At 59.5% G+C, this 15,620-nt stretch carries 13 protein-coding genes and 1 tRNA gene; 7 read left to right on the top strand and 7 right to left on the bottom strand.

Going from position 1 to position 15,620, the window contains the following annotated elements:
* Positions 1 to 41: 41 nt before the first annotated feature.
* A complete protein-coding gene (locus BSU04_RS09090; protein WP_089160305.1) occupies positions 42 to 743 on the bottom strand; it encodes an ABC transporter ATP-binding protein in 702 nt (233 codons plus the stop codon).
* Here BSU04_RS09090 and BSU04_RS09085 point away from each other — a divergent pair.
* Both BSU04_RS09085 and BSU04_RS09080 read left to right on the top strand, forming a co-directional pair.
* Positions 742 to 1,461: an arylesterase gene (locus tag BSU04_RS09085; protein WP_089160304.1), complete on the top strand. Its 720-nt coding sequence runs from the start codon at positions 742 to 744 to the stop codon at positions 1,459 to 1,461. The two genes, BSU04_RS09090 and BSU04_RS09085, sit on opposite strands and share 2 nt — an antisense overlap.
* A gap of 166 nt (positions 1,462 to 1,627) precedes the next feature.
* Positions 1,628 to 1,969: a hypothetical protein gene (locus BSU04_RS09080; RefSeq protein WP_089160303.1), complete on the top strand. Its 342-nt coding sequence runs from the start codon at positions 1,628 to 1,630 to the stop codon at positions 1,967 to 1,969.
* 147 nt (positions 1,970 to 2,116) lie between these two features.
* On the opposite strand, the gene BSU04_RS09075 is transcribed toward BSU04_RS09080, so the two are convergent.
* From BSU04_RS09075 to BSU04_RS09050, 6 genes are all read right to left on the bottom strand, one after another.
* Positions 2,117 to 4,045 carry a SurA N-terminal domain-containing protein gene (locus BSU04_RS09075; protein WP_089160302.1) on the bottom strand — a complete coding sequence of 643 codons (1,929 nt, stop codon included), beginning with the start codon at positions 4,043 to 4,045 and terminating at the stop codon, positions 2,117 to 2,119.
* Between the two features lie 90 nt (positions 4,046 to 4,135).
* Positions 4,136 to 4,212 (bottom strand) — tRNA-Asp (locus BSU04_RS09070).
* 426 nt (positions 4,213 to 4,638) lie between these two features.
* Positions 4,639 to 5,931 carry an MFS transporter gene (locus BSU04_RS09065; RefSeq protein WP_089160301.1) on the bottom strand — a complete coding sequence of 431 codons (1,293 nt, stop codon included), beginning with the start codon at positions 5,929 to 5,931 and terminating at the stop codon, positions 4,639 to 4,641.
* Positions 5,932 to 6,162: 231 nt separating this feature from the next.
* On the bottom strand, positions 6,163 to 8,076 hold the full coding sequence (locus BSU04_RS09060) for an SMP-30/gluconolactonase/LRE family protein (protein WP_179258256.1): 1,914 nt from the start codon (positions 8,074 to 8,076) through the stop codon (positions 6,163 to 6,165).
* Positions 8,077 to 8,749: 673 nt separating this feature from the next.
* Positions 8,750 to 9,493 carry a bestrophin-like domain gene (locus BSU04_RS09055; RefSeq protein WP_256982344.1) on the bottom strand — a complete coding sequence of 248 codons (744 nt, stop codon included), beginning with the start codon at positions 9,491 to 9,493 and terminating at the stop codon, positions 8,750 to 8,752.
* A gap of 324 nt (positions 9,494 to 9,817) precedes the next feature.
* Positions 9,818 to 10,747: a LysR substrate-binding domain-containing protein gene (locus BSU04_RS09050; protein WP_089160300.1), complete on the bottom strand. Its 930-nt coding sequence runs from the start codon at positions 10,745 to 10,747 to the stop codon at positions 9,818 to 9,820.
* 190 nt (positions 10,748 to 10,937) lie between these two features.
* Here BSU04_RS09050 and BSU04_RS09045 point away from each other — a divergent pair, with 190 nt between their 5' ends.
* The 5 genes from BSU04_RS09045 to BSU04_RS09025 all read left to right on the top strand — a co-directional run bounded on the left by BSU04_RS09045 (position 10,938) and on the right by BSU04_RS09025 (position 15,593).
* Positions 10,938 to 11,876, top strand: coding sequence for an amino acid ABC transporter permease (locus BSU04_RS09045; RefSeq protein ID WP_089160299.1), 939 nt, complete (start codon positions 10,938 to 10,940; stop codon positions 11,874 to 11,876).
* Entirely contained in the window at positions 11,873 to 12,676 is an 804-nt protein-coding gene (locus BSU04_RS09040; RefSeq protein WP_089160298.1) for an amino acid ABC transporter ATP-binding protein, read from the top strand. The genes BSU04_RS09045 and BSU04_RS09040 overlap by 4 nt, the downstream gene beginning before the upstream one ends.
* A gap of 50 nt (positions 12,677 to 12,726) precedes the next feature.
* Entirely contained in the window at positions 12,727 to 14,049 is a 1,323-nt protein-coding gene (locus BSU04_RS09035; RefSeq protein ID WP_089160297.1) for an LLM class flavin-dependent oxidoreductase, read from the top strand.
* Between the two features lie 70 nt (positions 14,050 to 14,119).
* Complete coding sequence (locus BSU04_RS09030) at positions 14,120 to 14,620, top strand: flavin reductase family protein (protein ID WP_089160296.1); 501 nt, start codon at positions 14,120 to 14,122, stop codon at positions 14,618 to 14,620.
* 58 nt (positions 14,621 to 14,678) lie between these two features.
* A complete protein-coding gene (locus BSU04_RS09025; RefSeq protein ID WP_089160295.1) occupies positions 14,679 to 15,593 on the top strand; it encodes an ABC transporter substrate-binding protein in 915 nt (304 codons plus the stop codon).
* Positions 15,594 to 15,620 lie beyond the last annotated feature (27 nt).

Here is a 15,620-nt window from a genome sequence, read left to right as displayed (position 1 = left end):
CTTCGGTTGATGAAGACGCGAGATACCTCTCTCTAAGCCGACTACACGCTCAGGCCATTCACAAGGCGCCCTGCTTCAATTGTCACCGTGGCGTCGCATCGCCCGGCCAGTTCAATATCGTGCGTGACCAGAATGAGCGTGGCGCCATTGCGGCGGTTCATCTCGAACATCAAATCGATGATCGCGTAACCTGTTGCCGCATCAAGACTGCCAGTAGGTTCATCGGCGAAAAGCACGGCCGGATGCGTGACAAACGCGCGCGCAAGCGCCACGCGTTGTTGCTCGCCACCGGATAACAGTTTGGGATAATGCGCGGTCCGCTGACCGAGGCCGACCTGTTCGAGCAGGTCCCGTGCACGGCTCGCAATCTCTTTGTGCGGCACATCGCCGCGCAATTCCAGAGGCAACATCACGTTCTCGAGAGCGCTCAGGTGCGGCATCAACTGGAACGACTGGAAGACAAATCCCACCGAGCCGCTGCGCAATGCCGCGCGTTCGTCTTCGTTCAGCGTGCCCAGGTCGCGCCCGAGCAAGCGAACCGAGCCCGCCGTCGCGCTGTCCAATCCCGCAAGCAGACCGAGCAGCGTGGACTTGCCGGACCCCGATGCGCCGACTATGGCAACACTGCTGCCCTTTTCGATCGACAGGTCGATCTGATCAAGGATGATCAATTCGCCCGTCGCGTCCTTCACCCGCTTGCTTAAACCCCGTACTTCAATGACTGGTTCGATATTGTTTTGCATGGAGAGACTTAAGGTGAACTGGACAACGCGCGCCACGCTGGCACCGCTGACATTTGTTGCATTGGTTGCATGCATGGGCGCTACGCCGGTGTATGCCGCGCAAGACGCGGCTGCAGTTGCCGTTGCAGTTGCGGCGAGCGCTACGGCAACGAGCGGCAAACCGTCGATCGTGGTCCTCGGCGACAGCATTTCCGCGGAGTACGGCCTGCCGCGCGATACAGGCTGGGTTGCGTTGCTGCGCTCAAAGCTTCCAAAAGAGCACTTCAATTATAGCGTCGCCAATTCAAGCATCAGCGGCGACACCACCAGCGGCGGCCTTGCCCGCCTGCCCGCTGCGCTCAACCGCATCAAGCCAGCCATAGTCATTGTGGAACTCGGCGCCAATGACGCGCTGCGCGGCGTACCGCTCGCGACCACAGAAGCGAACTTGCGGGCGATCATCGAGAAATCACAGGCCGCCAACGCGAAAGTTTTACTCGTCGGGATGTATGTTCCGCCTAACTATGGCCCCGACTACTCGCAAAAGTTTCACGGTGTGTATGAACAATTGTCCAAAGAAAAACAGGTGCCGCTAGTCCCGTTTCTATTGGCTGGTATTGAAAACAAGCCCGAGATGTTCCAGGCCGACCAGATTCATCCGACCCCTCAGGCCCAGCCCTTGCTATTGAACAACGTCTGGCCAGTTTTAAGACCTTTGCTGGGCGCGCCATCGAAATGACCGGAGGTTATAGCTGATCGAAGCGATTCATCGATATAACCCTGTCAGCGCGTCGCCTGGTTGGCTTTTAGCCATGCGCGGAATACGGCCACGATTCAGCAATCAAGATTTTCGCGTAACCCTGAAAAACCCCGGCTCCGCTGTGAGCGCATTGAAAGGAGGTAACGTGAAATATTTACCAATTCTCGCTTTGACCGTCGCGATCTCGGCTTGCGCCGCTCCCATGTCCCCTGGCGTCAGTCAGGTCGGCACGAGCCAGCAACCCCCGAAGGTCGTCGCACAATGTATCGCGCAGAAATGGGCCGATAAATCACAGCAACAAGTGGTTTCGCAAGACACGCTCGCGAACGACATGGCAGCTGACGTCTACGTTCCGGGTCAGCAACCGCCCGATGGCGCCAAGGCTATCGTACGCCCCAACTATTCAGGTCCCGGTACATGGGTCGGTTTCCGCGCTGCGGGCTCGGCCGGCAGCGATGCCGCCGGCGACATCCAGGCATGCCTCTGACCTCACTGAAGGTCTTGTAACCCATCCATCGGGCGCCTTCTCCTTGGACTTTCGGAAGAAGGAAGCCCGATATGAAAAAGCCCCGCTGGGTTCGCCAGCGGGGCTTTTTATCGTGCGGGTCAAATCGAGTGAATCAGACCGCGAGGATCATTGCGATTGATCCGACGTGGTCGGCACGTTCGTGATCTTCACCTTCGAGCGCGCCTTCAACGAATCGAGGTACGACTCCATCTCGGCTTGCGCGTAGACCTGAGCGACTTGCTGCTGTGCGCCGGCAAGACGGTCCGCGGTCACAGGATCAGGCTTCTCGATACCGTTCACGCGATAGATAGCGTATCCGTCCGCACCAAGATCGACGCCTACATAAGCCGGCAGCTTCGACGAATCCGCCTTGAAGATAGCGGCGAGCGCGGCGGGCGGCATGCCCTGCGCGTCGTTACGCGACACCTTGGATACCGACGAAAAACCTGTGGTCGAGTTCGACTTCTGCAACTCGGCCAGCTTGGCCACGCCCTCTTTGCGAGCGGCTTGGGCTGCTTCTTCCGCCACGACCTTCGTGCGCACGGCGTCCTTGATGGTATCGAGTGCGGGTACGGCCGCCGCCTTGTAGTCCGTCACACGGCCTGCGATCAGCGTGCTGTTGCCAATATCGATAGCCTGCGTGTTGTTGTGCTGCTTCACGGCGTCCGGCGCGAATACGGCTGCGAGGAACTTCGTATTGTTCAGCGGGCTATCAGGCGGCAGCTTCGGATCGGGCTTTGATCCAACCGTCGCCGTCTGGATTTGCAGCTTGTATTTGTCAGCCGCGGGCTGCAACGACTTCGATTGTTCGTACACCGTCGAGGTGAAACCTTCCGCGTCGTCAGCCAGATTCTTCGCCGCTTGCTGCGCGACGACTTCCTTCGTGATCGCGTCCTTCACTTCGTCGAACGGCTGCGTGACGGACGGCTTCACGTCGGTCGCTTCGATGATGTGATAACCGAAATCCGTCTGCACGATCCCGCTGATTTCACCCTTCTTCAAGCCGAACGCGGCGTCGTCGAATGCCTGGCCGCCTGCGATCATGCCGCGGCTGAAATAGCCCAGGTCACCGCCCTTTGCCGCCGATCCCGGGTCCTGCGAATTTTTCTGTGCAATCTCGGCGAACTGATCCGGATGCGCCTTGACCTGCGCGAGCAGGGTTTCGGCTTGCTGCTTGGCCTTCGTTTTGTCGGCGGCGCTTGCGTCTTTCGGCGCCGTGATCAGGATGTGGCTCACGCGAACTTGAGCCTGCGTCTTGAAGCGCGCGATGTTGTCGTCGTAGTACTTCTTGAGATCCGCGTCAGACGGCTTGACCGCTGCCGACAAAGTAGCCGGCGACATCACCAGGTACTGGATAGTCGCGGACTCGGGCGTAGCGAACTCAGCGCTGTGGGCGTCGTAATACGACTTCACCTGCGCGTCGGTAGGCTGGATTTTCGCGGTGTAATCGACGGTACGGAACGCGAGACCTTGAACGTCGCGGCGCTGCTCGGCGATCTCGGTCAGCGTCTGCGCCAGGGTCTTCGACGTGAACGCCGTGGACTGGATACTCGCCGGAATCTGGTCCGAGGCCAGGCCATAACGCACGCGTTCGTCGTACTGCTCAGGCGTCATGCCCTGCATCGCGAGCAATTGCTTGTACTGGTCCACATCGATGGAACCGTCCGGCTTGCGCAGCGAAGCGATGGTCGGATCGGCCAGCAATGCGCGGCGTACCGCTGCGTCGGACGCGGTCAAATGGAGGCGCTGGGTTTCGTCTGAGAGCACGCGCTGTTGCACGAGGCTGTCGATCAGCGACGCGCGCATTTCCGGCGATTCGAACATCTTCGGGTCGAACTGGGCGCCGAGCATCTGACGCGCGCGATCGACTTGCTGGCGCATCGCGCCGTCGTACTCGACACGCGTGATCTTGTGGCCGTTGACGCTGGCGACGTTGGCGTTTTCGTCGAAGAAACTGCTGAAGCCCTGGATACCTACAATTCCTAATCCCGGCACGACGATCAGGATCAACAGGGCCATCATCAGGCGTTGGTGATTACGGAAAAAGTCGAGCATGCGTGACGATTCTGCCTAATACGAAACGCCCGATGTTACAGCAGCGGGCAATAAAAAAGGCGAACCGGAGTTCGCCTTTCTCGTGAATGCTGGCGGAGTGGACGGGACTCGAACCCGCGACCCCCGGCGTGACAGGCCGGTATTCTAACCAACTGAACTACCACTCCTTTCTTGCATCTTTTGCAACGATCCGCACGAGAACAGCGCAGCCGATTAATTCAATCATTTGCAACAACCCGTCGGCCGATTGAACCGGAACGCGGTGTGCCAGAAGGTTTGTCAACACACCCTGCCAGCCTTGACAGCCTTGCTCCACAACCGTTTGCTCAATCGGGGACGAAGTATACAACGAAACATCGGACGATGCGAAATTTTCTCATGCGACGCAGTAAAGACTGCGGCGCCAGGGATGGCTCCGGCAGGATTCCCCCGGGCCACGAAGCTAATCACCGAGCTAATCACCGTCTGCAGCCACTGAGCAGCTGAGCGGCTAAGCCGATCGCGGGGCGGCGACTGAAGCTTCCAGTTGGCTTGCCAGGGGCATTTCATGGCCGTCGAGTTGCGGCGACGCTTACAAAATGCACCCGGGAGCGTTAACGTCCCCCCGCTCCCTGGGACTCAGCTACGTCGAGCGACTGGTCACCCGGAATCTGCAGCGGCTCGATCTTGCCTACGATCACCAGATAACTGAATGCGCCGAGAAAACAGAAACCGCCCGCGACGATCAGGGGAATGGTGAACGACCCTTTGGTGAGTGCGAGCATAAAGCCGGTGAACGTGGTGATCACGATGCCCGCGAGATTCGATGCGAAGTTCTGGATACCGCTGATCGAAGCCACGTAATCCGGCGTCGGCGCCACGTCGCCGGGGAGCGACCAGATGCTTGCCGCAGCGAACGCGAGGCTGCCATAAGCAATTCCGAACGATGCAAGCATCACATAGATGCTGGTCGTGAACGCCGACAGCGTGATGATCGACGAAAGCAGCATGCCGCCGACCATGCAGGTCTTGCGTGACTTCGTCAGGCTCCAGCCGCGCTTGTAGAGCGCATCCGAAACGATGCCTCCCAGCCAGCCTCCGGGAATGGAGATGAGCGCGGGAATCATGCCGAGCGTGCCGAGCGACTTGAGCGAAAAGCCGCGGGTCTGCACGAGATAACTTGGAAACCACGTGATGAAAAAGTAGATCACGAAGTTCAGGCAGAAGAAGCCGAGCATCATGCCCCACAGCGTGCGATGCCTGAAGAGCGAGGCCCACGTGACGTTCTGGCCGGCTGTCTTTTCGCGCGGCACAGGCGTTGTATTTTCCTCGCCGGTCAGATCCCCACGCGACGGATTTCGGTAGATCACGAACCAGCCAAGCACCCACAGCAAGCCGACCGCGCCCGTCGCGACGAACGACGCTTCCCAGCCGAAGCCGCTGATGATCAGCGCGACAATCGGGATGGAGAGTGCGGAGCCGACCCGCGAGCCGCTATCGAAGATACTGGTGGCGAACGCGCGCTGCGCCGGTTTGAACCATTGCGCAACCAGCTTCGCACACGCCGGATAAGCGCCCGCTTCGCCCACGCCGAGCATGAGGCGGCAACCGAACATACCCGCTACGCTCGAGGTCGCCGCCGTGAGCGCGGTGAATATGGACCACCACCCGACTGCAAGCGGCAATGCGATGCGTGCGCCGACTTTATCGATGAACCAGCCGAAAGGCATTTGCATCAGCGCGTAGGTCCAGAAGAAACCGCTCATCACAAGGCCCATTTGTGCGGGGCCGATGTTGAGCGCCTTCTGAATTTGAGGTGCTGCGACAGCGAGGTTCGCACGATCGACATAGTTGATCGCGATTGCCAGGAAGCATAGAAATATGACCATCCAACGCATCTTGCGCATTCTTTGTCTCCTCCGGTACGGCACGTTTTTTTATCTACGATGCTCGAGGCTTAAGCGATGCTGCGAGCGAGCGCAGGATCGGCCCGGTCAAGCATGATGTGTGTGCTTGCCGAGGCGTTACATGCTACTCGCAAAATGCGGATGTTTGCACGGCCGGTGCCGGGCGCCACCATTCCTGAGAAGTCCATCCCTGAATTCAACGTGTTTTTCGGGAAGAGCGACGCGGGCGGATCAGGGTGTCCAACGATAAACAACGATGCTGGTACCGTTGTAGTTGTCCTTCGTGACCACGTACTCTCCGGTCGACCGAAGGTACGATCTGAGGCCGTACATGGAATCCACGTCGTTGCCTACATACACGGTGCTGGGGCTGCTGTTGATAAACGTGGTGTCCAGGCCGCCGGTGGTCAGATTGAAGGCATCGATGTTGGGTACGGTGTGTACGTATCCGACGAAGAGATAGTTGCCGGCTGCCGTGATCGACTTGGGATTGGCGCTGGTGAGGTTGATCACGGGGTTGGGTGCGGTCGTGTTGCCTGCGAGCCAGCCGTGATACACCTCGACCCTCGTTCCGATCGACGTCCAGCCTGAGCCCCCGGTCAGGCCCTGTGCAAGGATCATGGTGTCGCTATCGGGCAAATAGATGATCCGCGACAACGGCGTGATCGTGCTCGGTATCGGCGTTGCAACTCCTGCTCCCCATGTCGGCTTGCCGTTGCCGTCAAAGCCGGTCAGCGGGTAGTGCCAGATGGCATTCGTCTTATCCAGACCGGCCCAGACGTCTCCTTTGCTGTCAAGGCAAAATCCGTCCCTGACTGGCGCGGTCGCGTTGAACAATGTCCCTGGAATCGAGCCATCCGGGATGGCGATGTAGCCATTCGCCGTATTGAAGTGAAAGAAGTAAAAGGTATCGGGATTCTGGCCGGACGCCACAAGGATTCGGTTGGTGCCGACGGCGGCGACTTGACCAAAGTGCTCATCGCGAGAGGCATCGTTGATGTTGATTCGGGGATCAGCGGGATAGTCGACCGGATCGACCGTGTTCGCGACGAAGGTTCCTCCAGCGGTGCCGCTGTAGAGGTTGGTGCCTCCATAGAAGTAGGCACCGTCACTGCCGGGGTCCGGAGCGGCGACCCCTTCGAAGTTGAGAGACTGAAGCTTCCATTGCAAGGTGCCGGCGCTGCTGTAAGAGTGAATGTCCGTGCCGCCGTCGCGGCCGAGGTCCCAGCTTCCGCCCCATGGGTTGTTGAGGACGTACAGGTTGCCGGCTGAGTCCTTGCCGATGCCGGTGACGCGGGTGAACCGCTTATCGCCGACCCGGCCTTTTGTTCCAGCCGTCGTGTCGAGATATCCGCCCTGGATGCCAAACGTACTGACCAGAACTGGCGTGCTCGAGATGTTGTAGATCTTGATGTTCATGTCGGGGCCCTCGTCCCCGATCATGAGATACCCGGTCGACGAATCGAAATACAGCGCGGACGGTCGAGCGGTGACGGACATCTGGATGGTGTTCAGCGGCGCGCCGGCCGGATTGAATTCGAGGATCGCGCCCGCGCTCTTCTGCGCGACCCAGATGTTTCCTGCGCCGTCCACGGCGAGCCCGCCAGGGCCTGGGACGTTGATGTCCTGTCGCCAGGTGCCGTCGGTGGTGTAGACCCGGACGCGATTTCCCGGAAAATCGCTTACATAAAGGAGTGAGCCCGACGTCGCGAGTCCCGTGATTACATCGGCCCGCTGCTCAGTCGTTGTCGCGCTGACCGAGATCAGCAGATCGCGGGATTGGCTGGTCCGGTTGTACCGCCCCACCGTTCCGCTGCCGTAAGTGCTAGTAAATGCCAGCGCAGCGAAGATTGAAGTTGCATTACCCGTAATGGCCCCGCCCTGGAAATCGCCGTGCCCTCCTATGGACCCCATACTTTGGCCGTTCTGGTAGAGGGCGACTCCGCCCTCGTTTTCGTCCCACATTGAAGCCGTATAGATCACACCCTCGGGCGCTACCCACATGGAGCGCGCGACGCTACCCACGCGGGTGGCGTTGGTCCCCAATGTGTTTGCCAGCCAGTCGGTGGTGTATTGCGCCTGGCACAAGGGCGCAATGGTCGCGATCAGTAGCGCAGCGAGGAACGTGGCAGGGATTCGTTTCATGATCCTGAAGGCTGCCCTTTTGAGGCACCTGGGTTGGGTGAGTGTGGCGTAGCCCGTGGTCGCGGCGTTGATGACGTGGTGGACGCCGCATGCAGAGCTACTGGTGTTTCCTGTGGCGGCGTTTGTTGTCGTGCTCGCATGCACGCTATGGGCTGGAAGATGCTTCGATCTGGCAGGGTCTTCTTCGAGGCGTACCCCCACGGCGCCCGCCCGTTCGGCGAGCGGTGCTCCGCAGAAAATGTCCTTCTTCGTTCGCTGCTCCAACACTCACCGCTGCAACGAGTGTCGCGTCTGTCCAATCCGATGCTGCCTTCAGGCGGTATATCGGCGGGGTAGGGAAAAAGTTGAGTTGGTCGCGTTTCCAGTGCAGGCAAACGCGCTAGACCGGGCAGCGCGTCTAGCCGGTCCGCGAGGTGGTTGCGCGTTCACGCGTGAATGGGTGGCTCGGGACTGGCAAGCGTGGCCCGCGAGTGGCTGATTTCTCGCGATGCGAAGGTCAAGTGACGGTCGGTACCGCCGATTGGTGTAAGGTAGCGGGCGGCAATAAGGGAGCGCTCGCTTTCATCTCTGCCGCGAGGTTTAAATGTCACATCCGTCTTGCCAGTGCTCGTTCAGACGCTTCGATGTGTAGTCGGCTGTTCGGCCGGGGCGGTGGCTTGGGATACCGCAACGGTCAGCGGTTCTCAGGCATCACCTGCAGCAATGGCTCCGGCGTCAGCGCGATTTCTCCTGTAAAGGGCCGATCGTGGGAGAGGATGAGCAAAAAGGTTGTGGCGAGTGCCGCCGAAAACAGACCGATTGCCACGGCAGATGCCAGCCGGTTGTCGCAATGAACGAACGCGATGGCGAACAGCAGGCACACTGCCAAAAACGCCAGGCATAACCATTTGACACCATTCACTTCGCTGCGACTGATCAGGATACGCTCGCGACGCACTTCGAGAGCGTGTTGCAGGGACGCCGCGACCTCGCGCTGCGCCGTCTGCTGTCCGGGCGTAAGGACTGGCAGGGATAGTGTGAACTTCAGTGCATTGTTCAGCGTAGGAGGACTAACGTTAAGTGTGACGGCCCCCTTCGCCACGAGCGGCCATTCAATCGTCGCGGTGTACTGGATGTAGTCTCGGATCATCCTGCGCAGTTCGGTCTGGGCTTCGATTGGCAAAACGGCGGACATCACGACAACCGATCGCAGCGCACTCGCTTCAGTGGCCACCGCGGCATTGGCGCGCGCTGTATCGTTCCATACCTGCGAGGCCGTGAAAGCGATAAATAAGCCGAATATGATACCGAGTGGAGAAAGCAGACCGGGCGAAATTGCCTTGAATGATCGCTCATATCGACCGGCAGCAAGCCATCCAGTCACGAAATGGATGGCCGCGCCCACGAGAAATATCGCACCGAAAGTGACAAGTGCCATCAACCATAACGGCAGCTCATGTACCCATGTACTCATTATTGTGGTTGCGCAGTGCGCAGTCCGAACGGAATATTCCTGGTGGGTCGGGAAGTCCAAACGCCTCAACCAGACCACGAAGCCGTATCGGCAGTCTGTGCGCTCGACCACGTTGCGCCGTGATGCCCGAACAACCTATCCTTCGGCATTCATTTACAAGATCCAGCAAGAGACGTCTAAATCAACCGCCCGGGCTTCAGCAATCCGACGCTGGGCCGCTAATTAGCTAAGCTTATTAGCGTTCGCGCAATTGCGTTTCTCCACGGTGCCTGTGAGCTCATCGCCCCTTCAAGTCGGCCAACGCTTCGACGCCCGCGGCGCCTTCTTTGCCTGGTCGAAATCGAGCAGCAGCATGTCGCGAAACCCCTTTGCCGCTGTAGACAACGGGCGAGCGGTCGACGTAATCAGATACGCGCGATAGTCGATGTGCGGCTTGAACGCGGCAATGTGATAGCCGAGATGTGCGAACTCGAGCGCCGACTCGTGGATCACGAGCCCGACGCCCAAACCATGCGCCACCATATGGCAGACCGTCGATGCCCAGGGTGTCTCAGCGCGAATGCGTCGCTCGACGCCGCTCGAATCGAACACGGCATCGATCGACGTGCGCGCCTTCACCTTGGCGGCCATCGAAATGAAGTCTTCGCCCGACAGATCGGCCGGCTGCAACAAGGGTCGTCCAGTCAGGCGGTGCCCTTTGGGCAGGATGCAGACGATCTCCGAACTGTTGATTTCCTCGCTGCGCAAACCCTCGCGATCCGACGCGCGCAACGCAATACCGAGATCTATGGTTTGCCGCGACACGGCTTCGATCACGCTATCCGTCGACATTGGCTCCAGCGACGTCAGCAGTTCCTCACGCCCCGCGACGTAGCGGGTGATGCGCTCGGTGATCCAGCCCTCGGCGAATGCGGGAAATACGCCGACGCGTAAATAGCCGCGCCGCGTGGTGCCGATTTCCCTCGCCACTTCGTTCAGATAATCGAGGCCGCGATAGACCTGCGTGACTTCGGCGAAGAAGATTTCCGCTTCCGGCGTCGGCACCAGCTTGCCTCGGCGCCGCTCGAAAGCGACAAAACCGGCCTCCTGCTCGAAGCGCTCGATCATCCGGCTCACGGCCGGTTGCGATACGTTCAGGCGCTGACCGGCGGCGGTGATCGAGCCGTGCGTCATCACCGCGACGAACACTTCCATTTGCTTGGCATTGAGTCTGGCCACGAGCGTGTCACCTCGAATATTGGTGCAATGCGGCAGCGTTGAAAGCTCACCGTGCAGCGATCTTAAGGCATTACATAGAATAGGATCAAACGAACAAAATTGTGTTGGATGTAATAGTTTTGCCTGCCTATAGTCGCTTCATCGACGCATTGCGCATCTTTCGAAACGACTGCTTCACGAGGACGGGCCAGTGGACATTGAAGCTAGAAAAGACATGCAGGACCCCGCTGCGTTTTTCACGGAGGCGTCGCTCGGCCACCGGCATGAGAGCGAAGCGTACAGGCCCGGCGGGCAGCCGCCTGCGGGCTCACGCATTCATGCGCGCCCGAAGAAATCCGACTGGTTCTGGTACGCCATGCTCTTCGTCGTCGTCGTACTGTTCGTCGAACTGGTGGTCGACAACCAGCGCTGGCAGTGGGACATCGTCGCCCATTATCTGTTCAACAAGCGCGTGATGAAGGGATTGGGGAATACGCTGATCCTGACCGTGCTGTCGAGCGCGCTTGGCCTGTGTTTCGGGGTCGTGATCGCCGCCTGCCGGATGGCGGACAACGCAGTGCTGCGCGCCGCCGGCTATGTGTACATCTGGATCATCCGCGCAACGCCGCCGCTTGCAATGCTGCTGTTCCTGTTCTTCCTTTCGGCGCTCATTCCGCGGCTCTATCTGCCGCTGCCGTTACTTCACGCAAATCTGTTCGATGTCGACACCAACCAGATCATCTCGCGCTTCAGCGCGGCCGTGATCGGTCTCGCGATGTACCTCGGCGGCTATAGCGCGGAAATTTTTCGCGGCGGCGTCTCAGCCGTCGATCGGGGACAGCGCGAAGCCTGCAAGGCGATCGGCATGAGCGATTTCCGGACGATGTGGCATGTGGTCATGCCGCAAGCGGTGCGCATCATCATTCCGCCGCTCGCCAACGAACTGATCACAATGTTCAAGAACACGTCGCTCGTCACGGTGATCGGTTATGTCGAACTCCTGACGACCGTGCAACTGATCTACGCGACCAACTTCGAAACGATTCCGCTGCTGACCGTCGCCTGTATCTGGTATCTGGCGCTGACGAGCCTCGCAATGGCGGCACAGAGTCTGCTTGAACGTCACTTCAGGAAAGGAGTGCGGACGTGAACGCGATCCTCAAGGACACGTCGGCGATGAACGACACGACACGCTTTCTCGACATGCGTTCCGTCACAAAGCAGTTTGGCGACTTCACCGCGCTAGATGCTGTGGACTTCTCGCTGTCCAAAGGCGAAGTCGTCGCGATGATCGGGCCGTCCGGCTCGGGCAAGAGCACACTGCTTCGCTGCATCAACATGCTTGAATTGATCGATGCCGGCAGCATTACCTTCAAGGGTGAAGTGCTCGGCACGGAAATGCGCGGTACGCGCTGCGTCCGCCTGCCGAACAAAACGCTCGACCAGCAACGCCGTTACTTCGGCATGGTCTTCCAGGGCTTCCATCTGTTCCCGCACTATTCGGCGCTCGACAACGTGCTGGCCGGGCCGTGCATCGTCGGGCGCAAGCGCAAGCGCGACGTGATGGAGCGCGGCAAGTATCTGCTGTCGCGCGTTGGACTCGCGGACCGAATGCACCACTACCCCTCCGAACTGTCCGGCGGACAGAAGCAGCGCGTCGCGATTGCGCGCGCGCTCGCGATGGAACCAGAAGTGATGCTGTTCGACGAGCCCACCAGTGCGCTCGATCCGGAACTCGTCAACGAAGTGCTCAACGTGATCAGGGAACTGGCGCTCACGGGCACCACGATGGTCGTCGTCACGCACGAGATGGAATTTGCCCGCAAGGTGGCGAGCCGCGTAGTGCTGATGGACGGTGGCCGCATCGTCGATGAGGGCACACCGGCCTATATCTTCGATGGCGGCGGAACCGAACGCTGCAAACGCTTTCTGTCCAGCCTGCGCACCTAGTGCATGACGGTTAATCGGTGATTTGGAAATTTCGATCGGAATTTGAAAAAATGACTACTACAGACGGAAAGATCAGAATTGGCCTGTCGATGCGATATCTGGGTTATCACATGGCCGCATGGCGGCATCCGGATGTGCCGGCAGCAGGCGCAATCGATTTCAATTATTTTCTTCGGACTGCAAAAAAAGCCGAAGAAGCCAAACTCGACATGATTTTCTTTGCCGACGGAATCGGCGTCCGCGCAAACGATACGCCAAAAGGATCGCTCGCCCGCGACGCAAAGAATGCCGAACTCGAACCGCTGACCTTGCTGGCGGCGATCGGTGCGTGCACGTCGCACATCGGCCTGGTCGCGACGGCTTCGACGACATACAACGAGCCTTTCCATATCGCACGCAAGTATGCGTCGATCGACCATATCAGCGGCGGTCGCGCGGGCTGGAACGTCGTCACGTCGTGGTCACAGCAAGAAGCGTGGAATTTCAGCCGCGACGAGCATCTCGGCTATGAAGAGCGTTATGAGCGCGCGGACGAGTTCGTCGAAGTGGTCAGGAAGCTGTGGGATAGCTGGGAAGACGACGCGTTTATCCGTGACAAGGCGAGCGGTGTCTTCTATGACGAGACCATGCTGCACGTCCCGAATCACAAGGGCAAGCACTTCAAGGTGCGCGGCCCGCTGAACTCCGCGCGCACGCCGCAAGGCCGTCCGATCATCGTGCAAGCCGGTGCCGCCGAAGCGGGACGCGAGCTTGCCGCACGCTATGCCGATGTCGTCTATAGCAACGCAGGCAGCATGGAAGGCGCCAAAGTCTACTACGACGACCTCAAAGGCCGCCTCGCGAAATATGGCCGCACGCCGGATCAACTTTTGATCATGCCCGGCGTTACGCTGTATGTCGGCAAGACGCGCGGCGAGGCGCAGGACAAGTTCGATCAGCTGCAAAACCTGATCGATCCGCTTAGCGGAATGGCCATTCTGTACGGCGTGCTCGGCGATTTGTCCGAATACGATCTAGACGGCCCGGTGCCCGATGTCGGCAATCAGCGTGTGCGCAGTATCGCGGAGAATCTGCTCGCGCTGGCGCACAGGGAAAATTTGACTATCCGTCAAATGTACAAGCGCGTCGCCTCGGGCAATAACTGGCAGATCGTTGGCACTGCGCAGGACATCGTCGACGAATTGGAAAGGTGGTTCCGGGCCGGCGCTGCCGATGGCTTTAATATCTGCCCGGCGACGTTGCCGCAAGGTGTCGACGACCTGACGCAATACATTCTTCCCGAGCTGCGCAAGCGCGGACTGTTCCGCACCGAATACGAGGCGAGCACGCTGAGGGGCAATCTCGGACTGCAGCCCCTGCACTTCGGCGACTAAATTCCGGTGACTAAAAATATCGTGCGCCGTTTGCCACGGAGCGGCGCACGCCTGACGCGAGGCGTTTTCCATGAACACCGACACAAACGACGAACTTTTCCGCAACGCGATGGCGCGCTTCACCAACGGCGTCACGCTCATCACGACCGCTGAAAGCGGCACGCCGTTCGGTCTGATCGCGACATCGGTGTGCAGCCTGTCAGCCGATCCGCCGACGGTGCTTGTCTGCGTGAACCGGAGCGCGAGCGCACACGACGTGATCCTGCGTGCGAAGGTGTTTGCCGTCAACCTGCTGTCCGCCGATCAGAAGAACGTCGCGCAACGCTTTGCCAGCGAGAAAGGCCCGTCTCGTTTCGATCCCGCGCAATGGACAGCTGGCAAGAGTGGCGCGCCGTTGCTGACCGGCAGTGTCGTCTCTCTCGATTGCAAGGTAATCGCGACGCACAACGGCTATTCGCATACGATCTTTATCGGCGAGATCACCGATTCATCGACGCACGACGATCCGTGCGCCCACTGTCTGTTGTGGCATCAGCGTCATTTCGCGGCCGCTGCGGTGCAAGCGCGATGAGCGTCACAGCAGCGCGTACGCTTTAGCCCGGTCAACCCCATTCGAATCGCCCCACATCATGACCACGCCCGTGCGTTCCACCCGAATCATTGCGCGACTCACCGTCGCCGCCGCGCTCAGTCTCAACGTTGCGCTGTGCGTCGTGTCACCGGCATTCGCCGAAGGCCCGCCGAATGTCGACGCGATCCCAGCCGACCCCGCGCTTTCCGCGCTCGTGCCGGCGTTCTATCGTCAGAAGCAACCCATTGCGGTTGCGGTCAATCCGGAGATCGCGCCTGTCAAGTTCATCGACGAAGACGGCGACGTGGCGGGTTTCGCGCCCGATCTGATCTCCGCTGCGGCCAAAGTGCTGGGGCTGAAAATCAAGTTCGTGCAGGCATCGTTTGATTCGTTGATTCCGGGCCTAGCCGCGAACCGCTTCGATGTGCTGCTGTCGCTTGGCGATTTTCCGTCGCGTCATGGCAAGGTGACGTTCATCGACTACTTGAACGTCGGCCAGACGATCGTCGCCTCGCCTAAGCGGCAACCGACGCTCAAGTCGCTCGACGATCTATGTGGGATGCAGATCGCACTGCCGCGTGGCACAGCCCCCCTGCAACGGGCCAATGAAGTGAGCGACAAATGCGTGGCGGACGGTAAGAAAGCGATCTCGATCGCCACCTATCCGGACACCAGCATGACGCTGATGTCGCTGACCAACGAAGCAAGCCAGGTCGTGTGGATCGACTCGCCCGCTGCGAATTACAACATCAAGAAATTTCCAGACAAATACCAGGCGGTGTACTACTACAACCTCTCGTCATACGGAATCGGCTTTGGCGTCGACGACAACGGCAAGCGGCTCGCTCATGCGTTCCAGCAAGCCCTGATCAAGTTGCAAAAGCAAGGGCTTTATCAAAGTGTGATGCAGAAGTGGGGGCTTCCCGCGAAGGACGGACGCCCCACTTTCCCGATCAACGATCCGCAGATGTGAAGCCAGAGGTCGGCAGCATCCATGTCC

It is taken from the genome of Caballeronia sordidicola, assembly GCF_002220365.1.
GTDB lineage: Bacteria > Pseudomonadota > Gammaproteobacteria > Burkholderiales > Burkholderiaceae > Caballeronia > Caballeronia sordidicola_C.
Note: the sequence above shows the minus strand (reverse complement) of the source record. Positions and strands in the feature narration are given on the sequence as shown.

Coding starts and splice junctions, on each gene's coding strand:
- BSU04_RS09085 (WP_089160304.1), top strand. CDS start 742: ATGGAGAGACTTAAGGTGAACTGGACAACGCGCGCCACGCTGGCACCG.
- BSU04_RS09090 (WP_089160305.1), bottom strand. CDS start 743: ATGCAAAACAATATCGAACCAGTCATTGAAGTACGGGGTTTAAGCAAG.
- BSU04_RS09075 (WP_089160302.1), bottom strand. CDS start 4,045: ATGCTCGACTTTTTCCGTAATCACCAACGCCTGATGATGGCCCTGTTG.
- BSU04_RS09065 (WP_089160301.1), bottom strand. CDS start 5,931: ATGCGCAAGATGCGTTGGATGGTCATATTTCTATGCTTCCTGGCAATC.
- BSU04_RS09060 (WP_179258256.1), bottom strand. CDS start 8,076: ATGAAACGAATCCCTGCCACGTTCCTCGCTGCGCTACTGATCGCGACC.
- BSU04_RS09055 (WP_256982344.1), bottom strand. CDS start 9,493: ATGGCACTTGTCACTTTCGGTGCGATATTTCTCGTGGGCGCGGCCATC.
- BSU04_RS09035 (WP_089160297.1), top strand. CDS start 12,727: ATGACTACTACAGACGGAAAGATCAGAATTGGCCTGTCGATGCGATAT.
- BSU04_RS09030 (WP_089160296.1), top strand. CDS start 14,120: ATGAACACCGACACAAACGACGAACTTTTCCGCAACGCGATGGCGCGC.
- BSU04_RS09025 (WP_089160295.1), top strand. CDS start 14,679: ATGACCACGCCCGTGCGTTCCACCCGAATCATTGCGCGACTCACCGTC.